Annotated in this window: 16 protein-coding genes; 10 read left to right on the top strand and 6 right to left on the bottom strand. The window is 72.1% G+C overall.

Annotated features, from left to right (window positions below; genetic code table 11):
• Positions 1–151: 151 nt before the first annotated feature.
• Complete coding sequence (gene nucS / locus AAD528_RS08905) at positions 152–847, bottom strand: endonuclease NucS (protein ID WP_345751717.1); 696 nt, start codon at positions 845–847, stop codon at positions 152–154.
• A gap of 79 nt (positions 848–926) precedes the next feature.
• On the opposite strand from nucS, the gene AAD528_RS08910 reads away from it, so the two are divergent.
• Positions 927–1268 carry an ArsR/SmtB family transcription factor gene (locus tag AAD528_RS08910; protein WP_345751718.1) on the top strand — a complete coding sequence of 114 codons (342 nt, stop codon included), beginning with the start codon at positions 927–929 and terminating at the stop codon, positions 1266–1268.
• Positions 1265–2011: an SRPBCC domain-containing protein gene (locus AAD528_RS08915; RefSeq protein ID WP_345751719.1), complete on the top strand. Its 747-nt coding sequence runs from the start codon at positions 1265–1267 to the stop codon at positions 2009–2011. The genes AAD528_RS08910 and AAD528_RS08915 overlap by 4 nt, the downstream gene beginning before the upstream one ends.
• A gap of 6 nt (positions 2012–2017) precedes the next feature.
• Here the strand turns inward: AAD528_RS08915 and AAD528_RS08920 are convergent, their stop codons facing one another.
• Both AAD528_RS08920 and AAD528_RS08925 read right to left on the bottom strand, forming a co-directional pair.
• The gene (locus AAD528_RS08920) at positions 2018–3238 is read right to left on the bottom strand and encodes an MFS transporter (protein WP_345751720.1); all 1221 of its coding nucleotides are present in this window, start codon (positions 3236–3238) and stop codon (positions 2018–2020) included.
• Positions 3235–4101, bottom strand: a complete 867-nt coding sequence (locus AAD528_RS08925) for an HAD-IIA family hydrolase (RefSeq protein ID WP_345751721.1) — start codon at positions 4099–4101, stop codon at positions 3235–3237. Before AAD528_RS08925 ends, AAD528_RS08920 begins: the two co-directional genes overlap by 4 nt.
• 115 nt (positions 4102–4216) lie before the next feature.
• On the opposite strand from AAD528_RS08925, the gene AAD528_RS08930 reads away from it, so the two are divergent.
• Complete coding sequence (locus tag AAD528_RS08930; protein WP_345751722.1) at positions 4217–5200, top strand: SDR family NAD(P)-dependent oxidoreductase; 984 nt, start codon at positions 4217–4219, stop codon at positions 5198–5200.
• On the opposite strand, the gene AAD528_RS08935 is transcribed toward AAD528_RS08930, so the two are convergent.
• Positions 5197–6387 (bottom strand): ROK family transcriptional regulator, encoded by a 1191-nt coding sequence (locus tag AAD528_RS08935; RefSeq protein WP_345751723.1) that lies wholly within the window; start codon positions 6385–6387, stop codon positions 5197–5199. The two genes, AAD528_RS08930 and AAD528_RS08935, sit on opposite strands and share 4 nt — an antisense overlap.
• A 155-nt stretch (positions 6388–6542) precedes the next feature.
• Here AAD528_RS08935 and AAD528_RS08940 point away from each other — a divergent pair, with 155 nt between their 5' ends.
• From AAD528_RS08940 to AAD528_RS08970, 7 genes are all read left to right on the top strand, one after another.
• On the top strand, positions 6543–7298 hold the full coding sequence (locus AAD528_RS08940; protein WP_345751724.1) for a sugar phosphate isomerase/epimerase family protein: 756 nt from the start codon (positions 6543–6545) through the stop codon (positions 7296–7298).
• Complete coding sequence (locus AAD528_RS08945; RefSeq protein WP_345751725.1) at positions 7295–8392, top strand: Gfo/Idh/MocA family protein; 1098 nt, start codon at positions 7295–7297, stop codon at positions 8390–8392. Before AAD528_RS08940 ends, AAD528_RS08945 begins: the two co-directional genes overlap by 4 nt.
• A gap of 83 nt (positions 8393–8475) precedes the next feature.
• Positions 8476–9846 (top strand): ABC transporter substrate-binding protein, encoded by a 1371-nt coding sequence (locus AAD528_RS08950; protein ID WP_345751726.1) that lies wholly within the window; start codon positions 8476–8478, stop codon positions 9844–9846.
• A gap of 112 nt (positions 9847–9958) precedes the next feature.
• Positions 9959–10945: a carbohydrate ABC transporter permease gene (locus AAD528_RS08955; protein ID WP_345751727.1), complete on the top strand. Its 987-nt coding sequence runs from the start codon at positions 9959–9961 to the stop codon at positions 10943–10945.
• Positions 10938–11777, top strand: coding sequence for a carbohydrate ABC transporter permease (locus AAD528_RS08960; protein WP_345751728.1), 840 nt, complete (start codon positions 10938–10940; stop codon positions 11775–11777). The genes AAD528_RS08955 and AAD528_RS08960 overlap by 8 nt, the downstream gene beginning before the upstream one ends.
• A complete protein-coding gene (locus tag AAD528_RS08965) occupies positions 11774–12865 on the top strand; it encodes a Gfo/Idh/MocA family protein (protein WP_345751729.1) in 1092 nt (363 codons plus the stop codon). The genes AAD528_RS08960 and AAD528_RS08965 overlap by 4 nt, the downstream gene beginning before the upstream one ends.
• Complete coding sequence (locus tag AAD528_RS08970; protein ID WP_345751730.1) at positions 12862–13875, top strand: sugar phosphate isomerase/epimerase family protein; 1014 nt, start codon at positions 12862–12864, stop codon at positions 13873–13875. The genes AAD528_RS08965 and AAD528_RS08970 overlap by 4 nt, the downstream gene beginning before the upstream one ends.
• On the opposite strand, the gene AAD528_RS08975 is transcribed toward AAD528_RS08970, so the two are convergent.
• Positions 13876–14511, bottom strand: a complete 636-nt coding sequence (locus AAD528_RS08975; protein ID WP_345751731.1) for a metal-dependent transcriptional regulator — start codon at positions 14509–14511, stop codon at positions 13876–13878. It lies immediately after the preceding gene.
• A gap of 46 nt (positions 14512–14557) precedes the next feature.
• Positions 14558–15835, bottom strand: a complete 1278-nt coding sequence (locus tag AAD528_RS08980; RefSeq protein WP_345751732.1) for an Nramp family divalent metal transporter — start codon at positions 15833–15835, stop codon at positions 14558–14560.
• Positions 15836–15863 lie beyond the last annotated feature (28 nt).

Below are 15863 nucleotides of genomic sequence, written 5' to 3' on the forward strand. Positions count from 1 at the left end.
GCGTGGAGCGCAGCGACTGCCGGCCATCTCGAGAACGCGACGTTCCCCGTCGATGGAGCGCAGCGACAGCGCTCGAGCGCGAGTTCCGGCGCGAAGCGTCGGGCGAGCGATCGAGGACGTGCACTGCACTACCCCGCGAAGCGGGAAAGAATCAGAACAGGCGGGGCGCCCCGGAGTCGATGCCCTTCATCTCGTCGTAGTCGAGGACCAGGCAGCGGATGCCGCGGTCCTGTGCGAGCACGCGGGCCTGCGGCTTGATCTCCTGCGCGGCGAACACGCCCTGGATGCCCGTGAGCAGCGGATCGCGGCCCAGCAGATCCAGGTAGCGGGTGAGCTGCTCGACGCCGTCGATGTCGCCGCGGCGCTTCACCTCGACCGCGATCGGCATGCCGCCGGCGTCGCGCACGAGGAGGTCCACGGGGCCGATGGCGGTCGGGTACTCACGGCGCACCAGCCTCGCGCCCTCCGCGATCAGGTCGACCTGCTCGGCGAGCAGACGCTGCAGATCGGACTCCACGCCGTCCTTGATCAGGCCGGGATCCACGCCGAGCTCGTGCCTCGAGTCGTGCAGCACCTCGTAGATGTGCACGGTCAGCGCGTCGCCGGTCTTCTGGTGCGTGACCTTCCACAGCTCGGTCACGCCGGCCTCGGCGAGCTCGTCGCTCGGGGCGGTGACGTCGAGCCGGCAGGGCGGGCTCATCCAGTTCAGCGGCTTGTACGATCCGCCGTCGGAGTGCACGAGCAGGCTGCCGTCCCCCTTGTGCACGAGCAGCCGCGTGGCGAGCGGCAGGTGCGCGTTGAGACGGCCGGTGTAATCCACGGAGCAGCGGGCGATGACGAGACGCACCGGATGAGCCTAACGGTCTTGCGCGGATCCTTCGGTCACTCTAGGGTGACGGTTACCCGAGAGTGACGAAAGGATCGGCATGGACGCGGACGTCGCGCTGGACGCGCTGGGGGACCCCACGCGGCGGCGGATCATCGAGATCCTGCGCGAGGGGCCCCGTCCCGTGGGCGAGCTGGCGGCGGACCTGCCCGTCGGCCGCCCGGCGGTGAGCAAGCACCTGCGCGTGCTGGGGGAGGCGGGGCTCGTCGAGCACCACTCGGTCGGCACGCGCAACCTCTACGCGCTCGCGCCCGACGGCCTCGCGCCCGTCCAGGAGTGGCTCGTCGCGCAGTGGGACGGCGTGCTCGGCGCCTTCGCCGCCCATGTCGCCGAGCATCACGCGGGCGAGCGCGCGCCCGGATCCCGGCGGAGCGCGTCGTGAGCGTCGCGCCGCTGCGCCGCCAGGTGCTCGTGGCGTGCGACCCGGAGATCGCCTACCGCGTGTTCCTCGACGAGATCGGATCGTGGTGGCCGGTCGCCTCGCACGGCTGCTTCGGGGAGGGATCCGCGGTCGCGTTCGACGGCGAGCGGATCGTCGAGACGGCTCCGGATGGCCGCACCGCCGTGTGGGGGACCGTCGTGGAATCGGCCGCCCCGCGCGAGGTGTCGTTCACGTGGCATCCCGGCCGCGGGCCGGAGGACGCCACGCGCGTCAGGCTGACCTTCGTGCCGGCCGGCGAGGCCGCCACGCTGGTCACCCTCGTGCACGCGGGCTGGGAGGCGCGCGCGGATGCGGATCGGATCCGCGGCGAGTCCGCGGGCGGCTGGGTCACGGTGCTCGCCCGGTACGCGGATGCGCCCGCCGTCGCGGGCGACGCCCCGGGCGAGCGCTGGTTCGTGCTCGAGCACACCGCCGGTCCCGCGACGCCGCCCGAGGGCGTGTTCGCGTCGCCGGACTTCCCGAAGCACATCGCGTTCCTGCGTGAGCTCCAGGCGCGCGGCCAGCTGGTCGCGGGCGGGCCGCTGCCGGACGATCCGGGATCCGGCATGACGATCGCGCGCGTGCCGCACGCCGCGGCCGCGCGCGAGCTGATCCTGGCGGCGCAGCACGACGACGGCGCGGTCGCGGCCGGTCTGCTCGAGGTGCGCGTGCGCCCCTGGCGGGTCGCGCTCGCCGCGGCGTGAGACCGGTCAGTCCTTCGCCAGCGGTCGGGCGGCGCCCGAGGCGAGGCCCGAGGCGATCGACAGGACGACGATCACGAACAGCGTGTTGAGCAGGCCGATCCGATCGCTGATCACACCGAGGATCGGCGGGCCCGCCAGGAACGCGATGTAGCCGATGGTCGCGGCGGCGCTCACGCGGGCGGCGGCCTTCGCGGGGTCGTCGGCCGCCGCGGACATGCCGAGCGGGAAGCCGAGCGAGGCGCCCACGCCCCACAGCGCCGCGCCGACGAGCACGAGCGGCAGGTTCGGGGCCAGGATGAACAGCGTCAGGCCGGCGGCGGCCGACAGCGCGAGCACCCGCAGCATCACGACGCGTCCGAAGCGGTCCACGAGCGGGCCGCCGAACACGCGCACGGCGGTCATCGCGACCGAGAACACCGTCAGGCCGACCGCGCCCAGGGTCTCGTCGCCGCCGTGCCCGTCGACGATGCCGAGCGCCAGCCAGTCGTTCGCGGAGCCCTCGGCGAACGCCATCCCGAGCATGATGACGCCCAGCGCATACGTGCGCGGCTCGCGCCAGGCCGACAGCGCCACGGCGACCCGGCCGCGCCATCCCGCGCCGTGCTCGGACGGATCCGGATCCACGGACGGACGCACGGGGACGTTCGCGATCGCCGCGACCGCGAACGCCGCGATCAGCACCGCGACGGCCGCGGTGTGCCCGAGCACGTCCACCCCGACCCCGACCGCGAGCGTCCCGAGCCCCGCGCCGATCACGGTGCCGAAGCTGAAGAACGCGTGGAACAGCGGCAGGATCGTCTTCCCGCCCAGCTGCTCGATCGCGGTCGCCTCGACGTTCATGATGACGTCGAGGCAGCCGTTGCCGAAGCCGAACAGCACGAGCCCCGCGAGCACGACGGGGTAGGAGCCGAGCGCGTCCGTGCCGACGCCGACGAGCGCGACGCCGGCCGCGAACGTGAGCATCAGGGCGAGCATGCCGCGCCGCGCGCCGAAGCGCGCGAGCACCGGGGTCGAGAGGCTGAGCCCCAGGATCGACGCGACGCCCGCCGCCATGAGCAGCGCGCCGATCTGCGTGTTGTCCACGTCGAGCGCGTCCTTGATCGCGGGCACGCGCGACGCCCACGTCGCGATGCTGAGGCCGCTCGTGAGGAAGATCGCGAAGATCGCGATCTTCCAGCGCAGCACGCGCGAGGGGGTGAGGTCTGCGGTCGCGGCGGGATCCGTCACCGGTTGCCCTCGCCGGTGGATCCGGACGGGGCGCTGTCACCCGCGGGCTCCGCGGCGGGCTGGCCGGGGGCCCGCTCCTCCGCGGGCGCGGCGGGCGTCAGCAGATCGGCGACCGAGGCGAGCACCTCGTTCGGGCGGAACGGATAGCGGGAGATCTCCCGGTCGTCGCTGATGCCGGTCATCACGAGCACCGTGTGCAGGCCGGCCTCGATGCCGGCGACGATGTCGGTGTCCATCCGGTCGCCGATCATGCCGGTGTTCTCGGAGTGCGCGCCGATCCGGTTCAGGGCCGACCGGAACATCATGGGGTTGGGCTTGCCGACCACGTAGGGGACGCGTCCGGTGGCCTTGGTGATGAGCGCCGCGATCGCTCCCGTCGCGGGCAGCGGGCCCTCGGCGCTCGGGCCGGTCGCGTCGGGGTTCGTGACGATGAACCGCGCGCCCCTGCCGATCAGCCGGATGGCCTTGGTGATCGCCTCGAAGGAGTAGTTGCGCGTCTCGCCGACCACGACGTAGTCGGGATCCGTCTCCGTCATGATGAAGCCCGCCTCGTGCATCGCGGTCAGGATGCCGGCCTCGCCGATCACGAACGCGGACCCGCCGGGCGCCTGCGACTTCAGGAAGTCGGCGGTCGCGAGCGCGCTCGTCCAGATCCGGTCCTCCGGCACCTCGATGCCCGAGGCGCGCAGCCGTGCGCTGAGATCGCGCGGCGTGAAGATCGAGTTGTTCGTGAGCACGAGGAACGGCGTCTCCTCGTCGCGCCACTTGGCCAGCAGCTCGCGGGCGCCGGGGATCGGCACGTTCTCGTGCACCAGGACCCCGTCCATGTCGGTGAGCCAGCACTCGATCTCGTCGCGTCGCATGGGAACAGGGTATCCATCCGCACAACGCAGGAAGCCCCGGCGAAACGGGTCCTGCGTCGTGCACGGATGCGCGGGTCGGGAGGAACCGCGGTACCCGGAGGGATACGGTTGCCCTGTGATCACGCGAGGCCGGGCCGACTGGGATCCGGACGCGCTTCCGGACCTGTCGGGCCGCATGTACCTCGTGACCGGGGCCAACGCGGGCCTCGGCTACTTCGCGAGCGAGCAGCTCGCGGCCGCCGGCGCGCACGTGGTGCTGAGCGGGCGGCATCCGAACCGGCTCGCGGCCGCGCACGACGCGATCGAGGCGCGCGTGCCCGGCGCCTCGGTCGAGACGCTGCTGCTGGACGTCAGCAACCCGGGCTCGATCCGTGCCGCGGCGGCCTCGGTGCGCGGCGGGCTGTTCTCGCGGTCGCGCCTGGACGGCGTGCTGCTCAATGCCGGCATCGTGCACACGCCGCGCACGCGCGAGCTCACGCGCGACGGGCGGGAGCTGGTGTTCGCCACGAACGCGCTCGGCCACTTCGTGCTGGCGGCCGAGCTGCTCACGACGCTGGCGAAGTCCGCGTCGCGCCGCGAACACAGCCGCCTGGTGTGGGTCGGCAGCGCCTCGACGCACCTCGGCATCTCGCAGCCGACCGACATCCAGCTCGAGAAGCGCTACGAGGCGTGGCACGCGTACGTGCAGTCGAAGCTCGTGGTGCATGCGCTCGGCATCGAGGCCGATGCGCGGCTGCGCGAGGCCGATGTGCCCATCGACAGCGTCGTGGCTCACCCCGGCTACTCGATCGGCGGCCGCACCGAGCGCGTGCAGGGCGTGAACGAGCCGAGCCGCTGGAAGCGCTTGCGCGACGGCGCCCAGCCCTTCGCGCAGAGCAAGCGCAGCGGCGCGATGTCGCTCGTGCGCGCGCTGGTCGATCCGGACGTCCGCGGCGGCGAGTACTGGGGCCCCCGGTTCTGGACGCAGGGCCGCACGGTGCGCCAGCGCCCCTCGCGCTGGGCCGCGGATGAGGAGGTGCGCACGCGCGTGTGGCAGGAGTGCGAGCGCCTCACGGGCATCGAGTGGCCGCTCGCGCGCGCGGCCCGCGCCGCTCGCTAGGAGAACACCTTCTCGTCCAGGGCCTGGATGCCCTGCGGGGAGAGCGCGTGGTGGATCGCGAGCATGCCCGCGCCGATGAGACCCGCGCGGTCTCCCGTGCGGGCCGTCATGATCTGCAGGTTGCGCGTGGCCAGCGGCATGGCGCGCTGGTAGACCACCTCGCGCACGCCCGCGAGCAGGTGCTCGCCGGCCGCCGCCATCTGCCCGCCGATCGAGATCACCGACGGGTTGAGGAAGCTGATGCTCGCCGCGAGCACTTCGCCGAGGTCGCGACCCGCCTGGCGCACGGCCCGGATCGCGCGCAGGTCGCCGGCCGACACGAGCGAGACCACGTCGCGTGCGGTCGCGGCGTCGATCCCGTCCTCGCGCAGGTCGGCCGCCACGGCGGGCCCCGACGCCAGCGCCTCGAGGCAGCCCTCGTTGCCGCAGCGGCACAGCACGCCGGCGCCGCGGCTCACGCGCACGTGCCCGATGTCTCCCGCGATGCCCTGCGCTCCGCGCTGCAGCAGGCCGCCAGAGATGATGCCGGCGCCGATGCCGGTGGCGACCTTGACGAACAGGAAGTGGCCGGCCTCGGCGCCGAGGCGGCTGTGCTCGCCGAGCGCCATGATGTTCACGTCGTTGTCCACCAGGACGGGTGCCGCGATGTGGTCGCGGAACCAGCCGGGCACGTCGAACGCGTCCCAACCGGGCATCAGCGGCGGCTTGGAGGGGCGTCCCGTCTCGAAGTGCACGGGTCCCGGCAGGCCCACGCCGACCGCGATGATCGCGTCGCGGTCGCGCCCGAGCTCCTCGAGCAGCGGATCCGCGATCGCGAGCGCCAGGCTGAGGACCGGATCGGGGCCGTCCGCCACGCTGCTCGGCGCGCGCCGCCGCAGCAGCACGTCGCCGACGAGGTTGGTGAGGCCCACCTGCACGTGGCTTGCGCCGACGTCGATCGCGAGCGCGAGGCGCGCCTCCGGGAGCAGCGCGACACGCCGCGGCGGGCGCCCGCCGGTCGACAGGCCGGGATCGACGGGGCCGATCAGGCCGAGCGAGGTGAGCGCGTCGAGCCGCAGGCTGACGGTCGACCGCGCCACGCCGGTGGCCGCGGCGAGATCCGCGACGGTGCGCGGCAGGCCGTCGCGCAGCAGCTGGAACAGCTCGCTCGCGTCGGCGCCTCCGAGCGCGGACCCTCCGTCTGTCATGCGGTCATTCAAGCAGAGCGCCGAGCCTCGGGAGAACTTCGTCGAAGATCTTCCTACTTTCGTTGACACTCGACGGAAGGCCGGGCTACGTTGAGTGCCGTCAGCGGCGACGGCTAGGGCACGTCGCCGGATCGGACCTCGATGAGGAGACTCCCTTGGCCACCAGCCTCGTGTCAGCCGGCGAACTGTCGGTGCAGCTGTACACGGTGCGCGAGCACATCGCGCGCGACCTTCCCGGAACCCTCGGCCGCCTGGTCGAGATCGGATACCGCCGCGTCGAGCCGTGGGGTCTGGTCGACCGGGCCGACCTGCTCGCGGAGCACCTGCCCGACCTGGGCCTCGAGGCGCCCACGGCGCACGTGCACCTGCTCGACGCCGACCTCGATGCCGTGTTCGCTGCCGCGAAGCGCGTCGGCGTCACGACGATCATCGATCCGCACGTGCCCGAGGAGAACTGGACCGACCGGGAGGGCGTCGAGCGCGTCGCCTCTCGCCTGTGCGAGATCGCCGAGCGCGCGGCCGACCACGGCCTGCGCGTCGGCTACCACAACCACGCATTCGAGCTGGAGCGCCGGATCGACGGCGTCGCCGCACTCGAGGTCTTCGCGGCCGTTGCGCCCGCGTCGGTCGTGCTCGAGGTCGACACCTACTGGGCCGAGGTCGGCGGCGAGCCGGCGGTCGAGCTGCTGCGCCGCCTGGGCGACCGCGTGCAGGCGCTGCACGTCAAGGACGGCCCGCGCACGAAGGACGACAAGGAGCAGGTGGCCGTGGGCGACGGCATCCTGCCGATCGCGGACATCCTCGCCGCGGCCCCGCAGGCCTTGCGCGTCGTCGAGCTCGACGACCACGCGGGCGACATCTTCGCGGCGCTCCAGCGCAGCTTCGGGTTCCTGACGGGAGGCCAGGCGTGAGCGGCCGGGTCGGAGTGGGCGTCGTCGGCGCCGGCACGATCAGTGACCAGTACCTCGAGAACCTGACGGCGTTCCCGGATCTGGATGTGCGCTTCGTCGCGGACATCGACACCGCGCGCGCCGCGTCCCAGGCCGAGAAGTGGGGCATCGCCGGATCCGGCACGTACGACGAGCTGCTGGCGGACGACGCGATCGAGATCGTCGTGAACCTCACGATCCCCGCGGTGCACGTCGAGGTCGCCCTCCAGGCCGTCGAGGCCGGGAAGCACGTGTGGGGCGAGAAGCCGTACGCGCTCGACGTCGAGAGCGGCCGCGTGCTGGTGGAGGCCGCCAAGGCGAAGGGCGTGCGGGTCGCCGTGGCGCCCGACACGATCCTGGGCGCCGGCCTGCAGACCGCGTTCCGCGCCGTGCGCGAGGGCGAGATCGGCGCGCCCCTCACGGGCCTCGCGCTGTTCCAGGCCCCGGGCCCCGAGTCGTGGCACCCGAGCCCGGAGTTCCTGTACGCCAAGGGCGGCGGGCCGCTGTTCGACATCGGCCCGTACTACCTGACCACGCTCGTGGAGGTGTTCGGGTCCGTCCGCCGCGTGTACGCGCACGGCTCCCGGTCGCGCGAGTCGCGCGTGATCGGCAGCGGCCCCAAGGCCGGCACGGAGTTCCCGGTCGAGGTGCCCACGCACGTCAGCGCGCTGCTCGAGTTCGTCTCGGGCGCCAGTGCGCAGATCGTGTTCAGCTTCGACTCCAAGCTCAAGCGCACCGGTTTCGTCGAGATCGCCGGCACCGACGGCACCGCGGTCTTCCCCGACCCGAACACGTTCGAGGGCGAGACCGTGATCCACGGCGCCGACGACTCCGAGCGCGTGATCGAGGCGGTCGGCTCGCGCTACACGCGCGGCACCGGCGTCGCCGAGCTCGCGCAGGCGATCCGCGCCGGACGGCCTGAGCGGGTGCCCGGCGAGCTCGCCTTCCACGTCCTCGAGGTGATGGTCGCGATCGCCCGTTCCGCCGAGGCGGGCGAGCCGGTCGCGGTCACCTCGGAGGTCACCCCCGCCGCGTCGCTGGATCCCGAGTGGGATCCCTCGGTCGCGACCCTCTAGGGATCCGCCCCCCCGCGCGATCCGTCCGCAGTTCATCCGTGAAGCGCCCCACCCCTCAACGAAGAGAACCAAGGAGTACAGCGATGAAGATGTCCCGCACCACGAAGATGTCCCGCACGACACGGTGGGCGGCCCTGGCCGCCACCACGGCGGTCACCGCCGCCCTCGCCGGCTGCGCCGGCGGAGGCGGCGGAGGCGCAGCCGGAGGCGAAGACGGCTCGCTCGAGGGCCAGAAGATCACGTACTGGGCCAGCAACCAGGGCTCGTCCGTGAGCATGGACGAGGAGGTGCTGGGCGAGTCGATCGACCGGTTCACCGAGGCGACCGGCGTCGAGGTCGAGCTCGAGGTCATCCCGTGGCCCGACCTGTACAACCGCATCCTCGCGGCCGTCTCGAGCGGCGAGGGCCCCGACGTCCTGAACATCGGCAACACGTGGGCCGTGCCGCTGCAGTCCAGCGGCGCGTTCATCCCATGGGAGGGCGAGGCCCTCGAGGCGATCGGCGGTCAGGACCGCTTCGTGCAGACCAGCTGGGCGACCGGCGGCGCCGAGGGCCAGGCGCCCACGTCCGTGCCGCTGTACGGCCTCGCCTACTCGCTGTACTACAACACGGCGATGTTCGAGGAAGCCGGCATCGAGGAGCCGCCCGCGACGTGGGACGAGTTCATCGAGACCGCGAAGAAGCTCACCAAGGACACCGACGGCGACGGCGAGAACGACCAGTGGGGCTTCACCCTCGCGGGTCAGCGCGTGTCGAACAACGCCCACCAGGCGTTCATCCGCGGCATGCAGAACGGCGGCGAGCTCTACACGGAGGACGGCGAGCCCGACTTCGCGAACGACGGCGTGGTCGCGGGCGTGAAGCAGTGGCTCGACCTGATGGGCGAGGACGGCGTCGTCGACCCGTCCAACGCCGAGTTCAACGACGGCAGCCAGCTGCCGCCGGAGCTGATCGAGGGCCGCGCCGCCATGATGTTCGATCAGGCGGCGGGCAAGACGTTCGCGGGCGCGGACTTCGAGGACTTCGGCGTCGCTCCGATCCCGATGAACACGGCGGATGCGACCGGCATCGAGGGCACGCAGAGCCACGTGGCCGGCATCAACGTCAGCGTGTTCGCGAACACCGACGCCAAGGACGCCTCGATCGCGTTCGTCAAGCACCTCACGAGCGACGAGGAGCAGAAGACGCTGAACGCGGCCTACACCTCGCTGCCCGTCGTCACGGCGGCGATGGACGACCCGGCGTTCGAGACCCCGGAGATGTCCGCGAAGAAGATCACGTACGCGGACCACTCGCAGCCGATGCCGCTGTTCCCGTCCGAGGGGCAGATGGAGACGCTCGTGGGCGAGGCGATCGGCGGCCTGTTCGCCAAGATCGCGCAGGGCGAGGAGGTCGACGAGGCCGCCGTCAAGAAGGCCCTCGAGGACGCCCAGGCCCAGATGCCGGCCAGCTGACCGGAGGCATGCGCATCCCCCTCCCCGGTCGTCGGGCGGCATCCGCTCGCCGGCCGGGGAAGGGGGCGCGGCCCCGATCCGCTCATCCGACCTGTCCTGCGATGGAGGACGCATGACCACGCACGCCAACGCCACCGAGGTGATCACCACGGGGCGCCGGGGCCGCGGACCGACGCCCGCGACCGGCCGCCGCCGGCGCCGCACGCTCTTCCCCTACGCGCTCATCGCCCCCGCCGGCGTGATGGAGCTGCTGATCCACATCATCCCGATGCTGCTGGGCGTGTGGATCGCGTTCCTGTCGCTCACGCAGCTGTCGATCGCCAACTGGGTGGCCGCGCCGTTCGTCGGGTTCCAGAACTTCGTCCAGGCGCTCGACCCCGCCGGTCCCATCGGCAGCCAGTTCTACGCCGCGCTCCTGCGCACGATCGTGTTCACGATCATCGTGGTCGCCATTGCGTGGACGCTCGGCATCTTCGCGGCCGTGCTGCTGAACTCGAAGTTCCGCGGCAACGGCGTGCTGCGCACGCTCTTCCTCGTGCCGTATGCCCTGCCCGGCTTCGTCACGACGATCGCGTGGGCGTTCATCTTCAACCAGCGCGACGGCATGCTCAACCGGCTGCTGGTCGACGACCTCGGGATCCTGCAGGACCGGCCGTTCTGGCTGCTCGGCGGCAACTCGCTGATCGTGGTGATCGTGGTGACCGTGTGGCAGTTCTGGCCCTTCGCGTTCCTGATGCTGCTCGCCGCGCTGCAGTCGATCCCGGACGAGGTGTACGAGGCCGCGTCGCTCGACGGCGCGAGCCTGTGGAAGCAGTTCACGAGCATCACCCTGCCGATGATCAAGCACGCCAACACCGTGCTGCTGCTCATGATCAGCCTGTGGGTGTTCAACCAGTTCGACGTGCCGTATCTGCTGTTCGGCCCCGCCTCGCCCGAGGAGGCGACGCTGATCTCGCCGCTCATCTACCAGCAGTCGTTCAACAACTGGAACTTCGGCGTGGGCGGCGCCCTCAGCGTGATGCTGCTGGTCGTGCTGCTGATCGCGTCGGCGTTCTACATCCGGCTCGTGATGCCGAAGGGACAGACCGTCGATGATTGAGACGCGCGGATTCCGCATCCTGCGGGCCTTCGGGCTCGTCTTCCTCACGCTCGTCGTGATCGTGCCGCTCTACGTGATCCTGACCACGTCGGTGAAGCCGCTCACGGATGTGCGCGGCCTGTTCCAGTGGATCCCGTCGGCCATCACGTTCCAGCCGTACGTCGACATCTGGACGACCGTCCCGCTCGCGCACTACTTCACGAACAGCCTGATCGTGACGGTCTTCGCGACGGCGTGCTCGGTGATCCTGGCGATCCTCGCGGCGTATGCGCTATCGCGGTTCCGGTTCCCAGGTGCGCGCGCGTTCAGCCTCGTCGTGCTGTCGACGCAGATGTTCCCGGGCATCCTGTTCCTGCTGCCGCTGTACCTGATCTTCACGCAGATCCAGCGCACGGTCGGGATCCAGCTGAACGGGTCGTACCTCGGCCTCATCATCACGTACATGACGTTCTCGCTGCCCTTCTCGATCTGGATGCTGTCGGGCTTCTTCGCCGCGATGCCGCGCGCGCTCGAGGAGGCGGCGATGATCGACGGTCTCGGCCGGTTCGGCGCGCTCGTGCGGGTCGTGCTGCCGGTCGCGCGGCCCGGCATCATCGCCGTGGCGGTGTACTGCTTCATCACGTCCTGGAGCGAGGTGCTGTTCGCCTCGGTGCTGACCAACTCGGCCACGCGGACGCTGTCGATCGGACTGCGCGCATACGCGTCGCAGACTGATGTCTACTGGAACCAGATGATGGCCGCGTCCGTGGTCGTGTCGCTGCCCGTGCTGATCGGCTTCCTGATCGTGCAGCGCCACCTCATCTCCGGGCTGTCGGCGGGAGCGGTCAAATGACGGATGGAGCGCCCGGCGGTCTGCGGGTCGGGATCGTCGGCGGCGGGTTCATGGCGCGCACGCACGCGCACGCGGCGCGGGCCGCGGGGGCGCACGTCGCGACCATCCTGTCGTCCGCGCCGGATCGTACGGCGCGGGCCGCCGCCGAGCTCGCGGTGCCGCATGCGGCCGGTTCGCTCGAGGAGCTGATCGACCGCGTCGACGTCGTGCACGTGTGCTCGCCCAACCGCTGGCACCTGGAGCAGTCGCTCGCGGCGATCGCCGCCGGCAGGCACGTGGTGTGCGAGAAGCCGCTCGCGACGACCGCCGCCGACGCCGAGCGGCTCGTGGACGCCGCCGGGTCGATCGTCGGGACCGTGCCCTTCGTGTACCGCTTCCACCCCATGGCGCGCGAGGCGCGTGCGCGGATCGCGGCCGGCGGGATCGGGCGCGTGCTGACGCTGCGCGGCTCGTACCTGCAGGACTGGCTGCTCGAGCCGGGCGATCAGAACTGGCGCGTGGACCCCGTCGCGGGGGGCGCCTCCCGGGCGTTCGGCGACATCGGGTCGCACCTGGTCGACCTGCTCGAGTTCGTCACGGGCGACCGGGTCGTCCGCCTCGCCGCGCGCACCCGGACCGCGCACCCCGAGCGGGCGGGCGCCGAGGTGCGCACCGAGGACGCCGTCGCGGTCGTCGTGGAGACGGCGGGCGGGGCGATCGGATCGCTGCTGGTCTCGCAGGTCGCCGCCGGTCGCAAGAACGCCCTGACGATCGAGGTGTCCGGCTCGGATGGCGCGATCGCGTTCGACCAGGAGCATCCGGACGAGCTGTGGCTCGGCGGGCGGGACGTCTCCCGCGTCATCTCCCGCGAGGCGCTGTCGCCCGACGCGGCCCGGCTGTCGGTGGTGCCCTCGGGGCATCCCATGGGCTACCTGGACGCCTTCACGGCATTCGCGCGCGACACGTACGCGGCTATCCGCGGCGAGGAGCCGGAGGGCCTGCCGCGCTTCGCCGACGGCGCGCGCGCCGCGATCCTGACCGAGGCGGTGCTGGCCGCCGCGGCTTCCGACACCTGGATCCCCGTTCCCTCAGAAGGAGCTTCCGCATGAGCGAGGCATCGCATCCCGTCACCCTGTTCACCGGCCAGTGGGCCGACCTGCCGTTCGAGGAGGTGGCGCGCCTCGCGGCGGAGTGGGGGTACGACGGCCTGGAGATCGCGGCGTCGGGCGACCACCTCGACCTGCAGCGCGCGGATGAGGACGACGCGTACGTGCGCTCGCGCCTGGAGATCCTCGACCGGCACGGGCTGAAGGCGTGGGCGATCTCGAACCACCTCGCGGGCCAGGCCGTGTGCGACGACCCGATCGACTTCCGTCACCAGGCGATCGTGCGCCCCTACGTGTGGGGCGACGGCGACGGGGAGGGCGTGCGGCAGCGCGCGGCGGAGGACATGAAGCGCGCCGCGCGCGTGGCCCGCAAGCTCGGCATCGACACGGTCGTCGGGTTCACGGGATCGAGCATCTGGCAGTACGTGGCGATGTTCCCTCCCGTGCCCGCCGAGCGGATCGACGCCGGCTACGAGGACTTCGCGAACCGGTGGAACCCGATCCTCGACGTGTTCGACGGCGAGGGGGTGCGCTTCGCGCACGAGGTGCACCCGTCGGAGATCGCGTACGACTACTGGACCACCGTGCGCACGCTGGAGGCCATCGACCACCGCGCGGCGTTCGGCCTGAACTGGGACCCGAGCCACATGTTCTGGCAGGGCGTGGACCCGATCGGGTTCATCACGGACTTCGCCGACCGGATCTACCACGTCGACTGCAAGGACACCCGCCTGCGCCCGCAGACGGGCCGCTCGGGGATCCTGGGCTCGCACCTGCCCTGGGGCGACCCGCGCCGCGGCTGGGACTTCGTCTCCACCGGGCACGGCGACATCCCGTGGGAGGACGCGTTCCGCGCGCTCGGGTCGATCGGGTACTCGGGCCCCATCTCGATCGAGTGGGAGGACGCCGGCATGGACCGCCTGCACGGTGCCGCCGAGGCCGTGGGCCGCATCCGCTCCCTCCTCTGGAAGCGCCCCGAGGCCTCCTTCGACGCGGCCTTCAGCAACCAGTAGTCAGGCGCTGAGCCAGATCACCTCGGCCGCGCCGGCGGGGAGCGCGACGGGGGTGCCGGCGATCTCCAGGCCGGCGGGGGCGACGCGCACGTCCTGGCCGACCGCGATCCCGGCGCCCTCGATGAGGCGGAGCAGTCCGGGGTCGCGGTCGCTCACGCGCAGGACGCGGCCCTCGTGACCGGCGGGCGCCTCCGCGAGCAGCACGAAGCGCACGCGCTCGACCACGCCCGCGGCATCCGGGATCGGGTCGCCGTGCGGATCGAAGCGCGGACGCCCCAGGCGCGCATCGATCTTCTCCAGCAGGCGGTCGCTGATGGTGTGCTCGAGCACCTCGGCCTCCTCGTGCACCTCGTCCCACGCGTAGCCGTACTCCTCGACCAGCCAGGTCTCGATCAGGCGGTGGCGGCGCACCATCTCCAGCGCGCGGCGCTCGCCCTCGGGCGTCAGCCGCACGGCGCGGTAAGGCTCGTGCGCGACGAGGCCCTGCGCGCCGAGCTTCTTGACCATCTCGGTCACGCTCGACGGCGCGATCCCGAGCTTGGCGGCGAGCACCGACGGCGTGATGGGCGCATCCTGCCACTCGGTGTGGGCGTACACCGTCTTCAGGTAGTCGTCGATCGCGGGTGAGTTCGGCACGGATCGATCGTAGGGCGCGGTCCCTGGGCGGACGAGGAGCGGCCGCTCACGCGCCCGTCGCGAGCAGCCAGAGCAGCAGCGAGTTCAGCACGATGAGGAACGCCGCCGCGGCGGCGCCCAGCGCGGTGGTCCAGACGCGGTTGCGGTGCGGGCCGAGCGTGCGGCGCTGCGCCGTGAGGACGACCAGCGGCACGAGCGCGAACGGGATGCCGAAGGACAGCACGACCTGGCTCAGCACGAGCGCGAGCGTCGGATCGAAGCCGAGCCCCAGGATCACGAGGGCCGGCACCAGGGTGACCAGCCGCCGGGCGAGCAGGGGGATGCGCACGCGCAGCAGGCCCTGCATGATCTCCGCGCCCGCGTAGGCGCCGACCGATGTCGACGCGAGGCCGCTCGCGAGCAGGCCCACGGCGAACAGCGTCGCGATCGCCGTGCCGAGCCCGGCCGCGATGGCCGCGTGCGCGCCCTCGAGGCTGTCGGTGCCGGCCACGCCGGGCAGGTTCGCGGCGGCGAGCAGCAGGATCGCGAGATTGACGGATCCGGCGACGCCCAGCGCGATCGTGACGTCCCACCGCGTCGCCCGCAGGATCCGCGCCACGCTCACGCCGCCCTCGCGCAGGGAGCCGTCGCCGGTCGCGAGGTGCGCGGATCCGCGCGGCGCGAAGCGGTCGCGGCTGAGGGCGGAGTGGGCGTAGATCGCGTGCGGCATCACGGTCGCGCCGAGGATCGAGGCGGTGAGGAGCACGGATCCCGCATCGGTGAAGCGCGGGACGAGGCCCGCGAGCACCGAGCCGCCGTCGGGCGGCGCGACGAAGACGCCCACAGCGAACCCGATCGCGATGATCGCGAGCAGGCCCATGATCACGAACTCGAACGGCTTCGCGCCGCGCGCGGACTGCACGACCAGCAGCGCCATCGACACGGCGCCCGTGATCATCCCGCCCCACAGCAGCGGCACGCCGAACAGCAGGTTCAGCGCGACCGCGCCGCCGATCACCTCGGCGACGTCCGTCGCCATGGCGACGAGCTCCGCCTGCACCCAGTACGCGCGCCGCGCCCAGCGGTGCCGGATGCGCCGCCCCAGCACCTCGGGCAGGCTCTCGCCCGTCACGACGCCGAGCTTGGCGGACAGGTACTGGATCAGCCACGCCATCGCGTTGCCGAGCACGACCACCCACACGAGCAGGTAGCCGTAGCGGGCGCCCGCGGTCATGTTGGCGGCGACGTTGCCGGGGTCCAGGTATGCGACGCCGGCGACGAGCGCGGGGCCGAGCAGCCACGCGACCCGAGGGGGGCGCGCGGTGCGGACCGCGGTCGTCGTCATCTGCTCAGTGTGGCAGATATTTAGGTGA

This window comes from Microbacterium rhizophilum (genome assembly GCF_039605615.1).
Classification (GTDB): Bacteria; Actinomycetota; Actinomycetes; order Actinomycetales; family Microbacteriaceae; genus Microbacterium; species Microbacterium rhizophilus.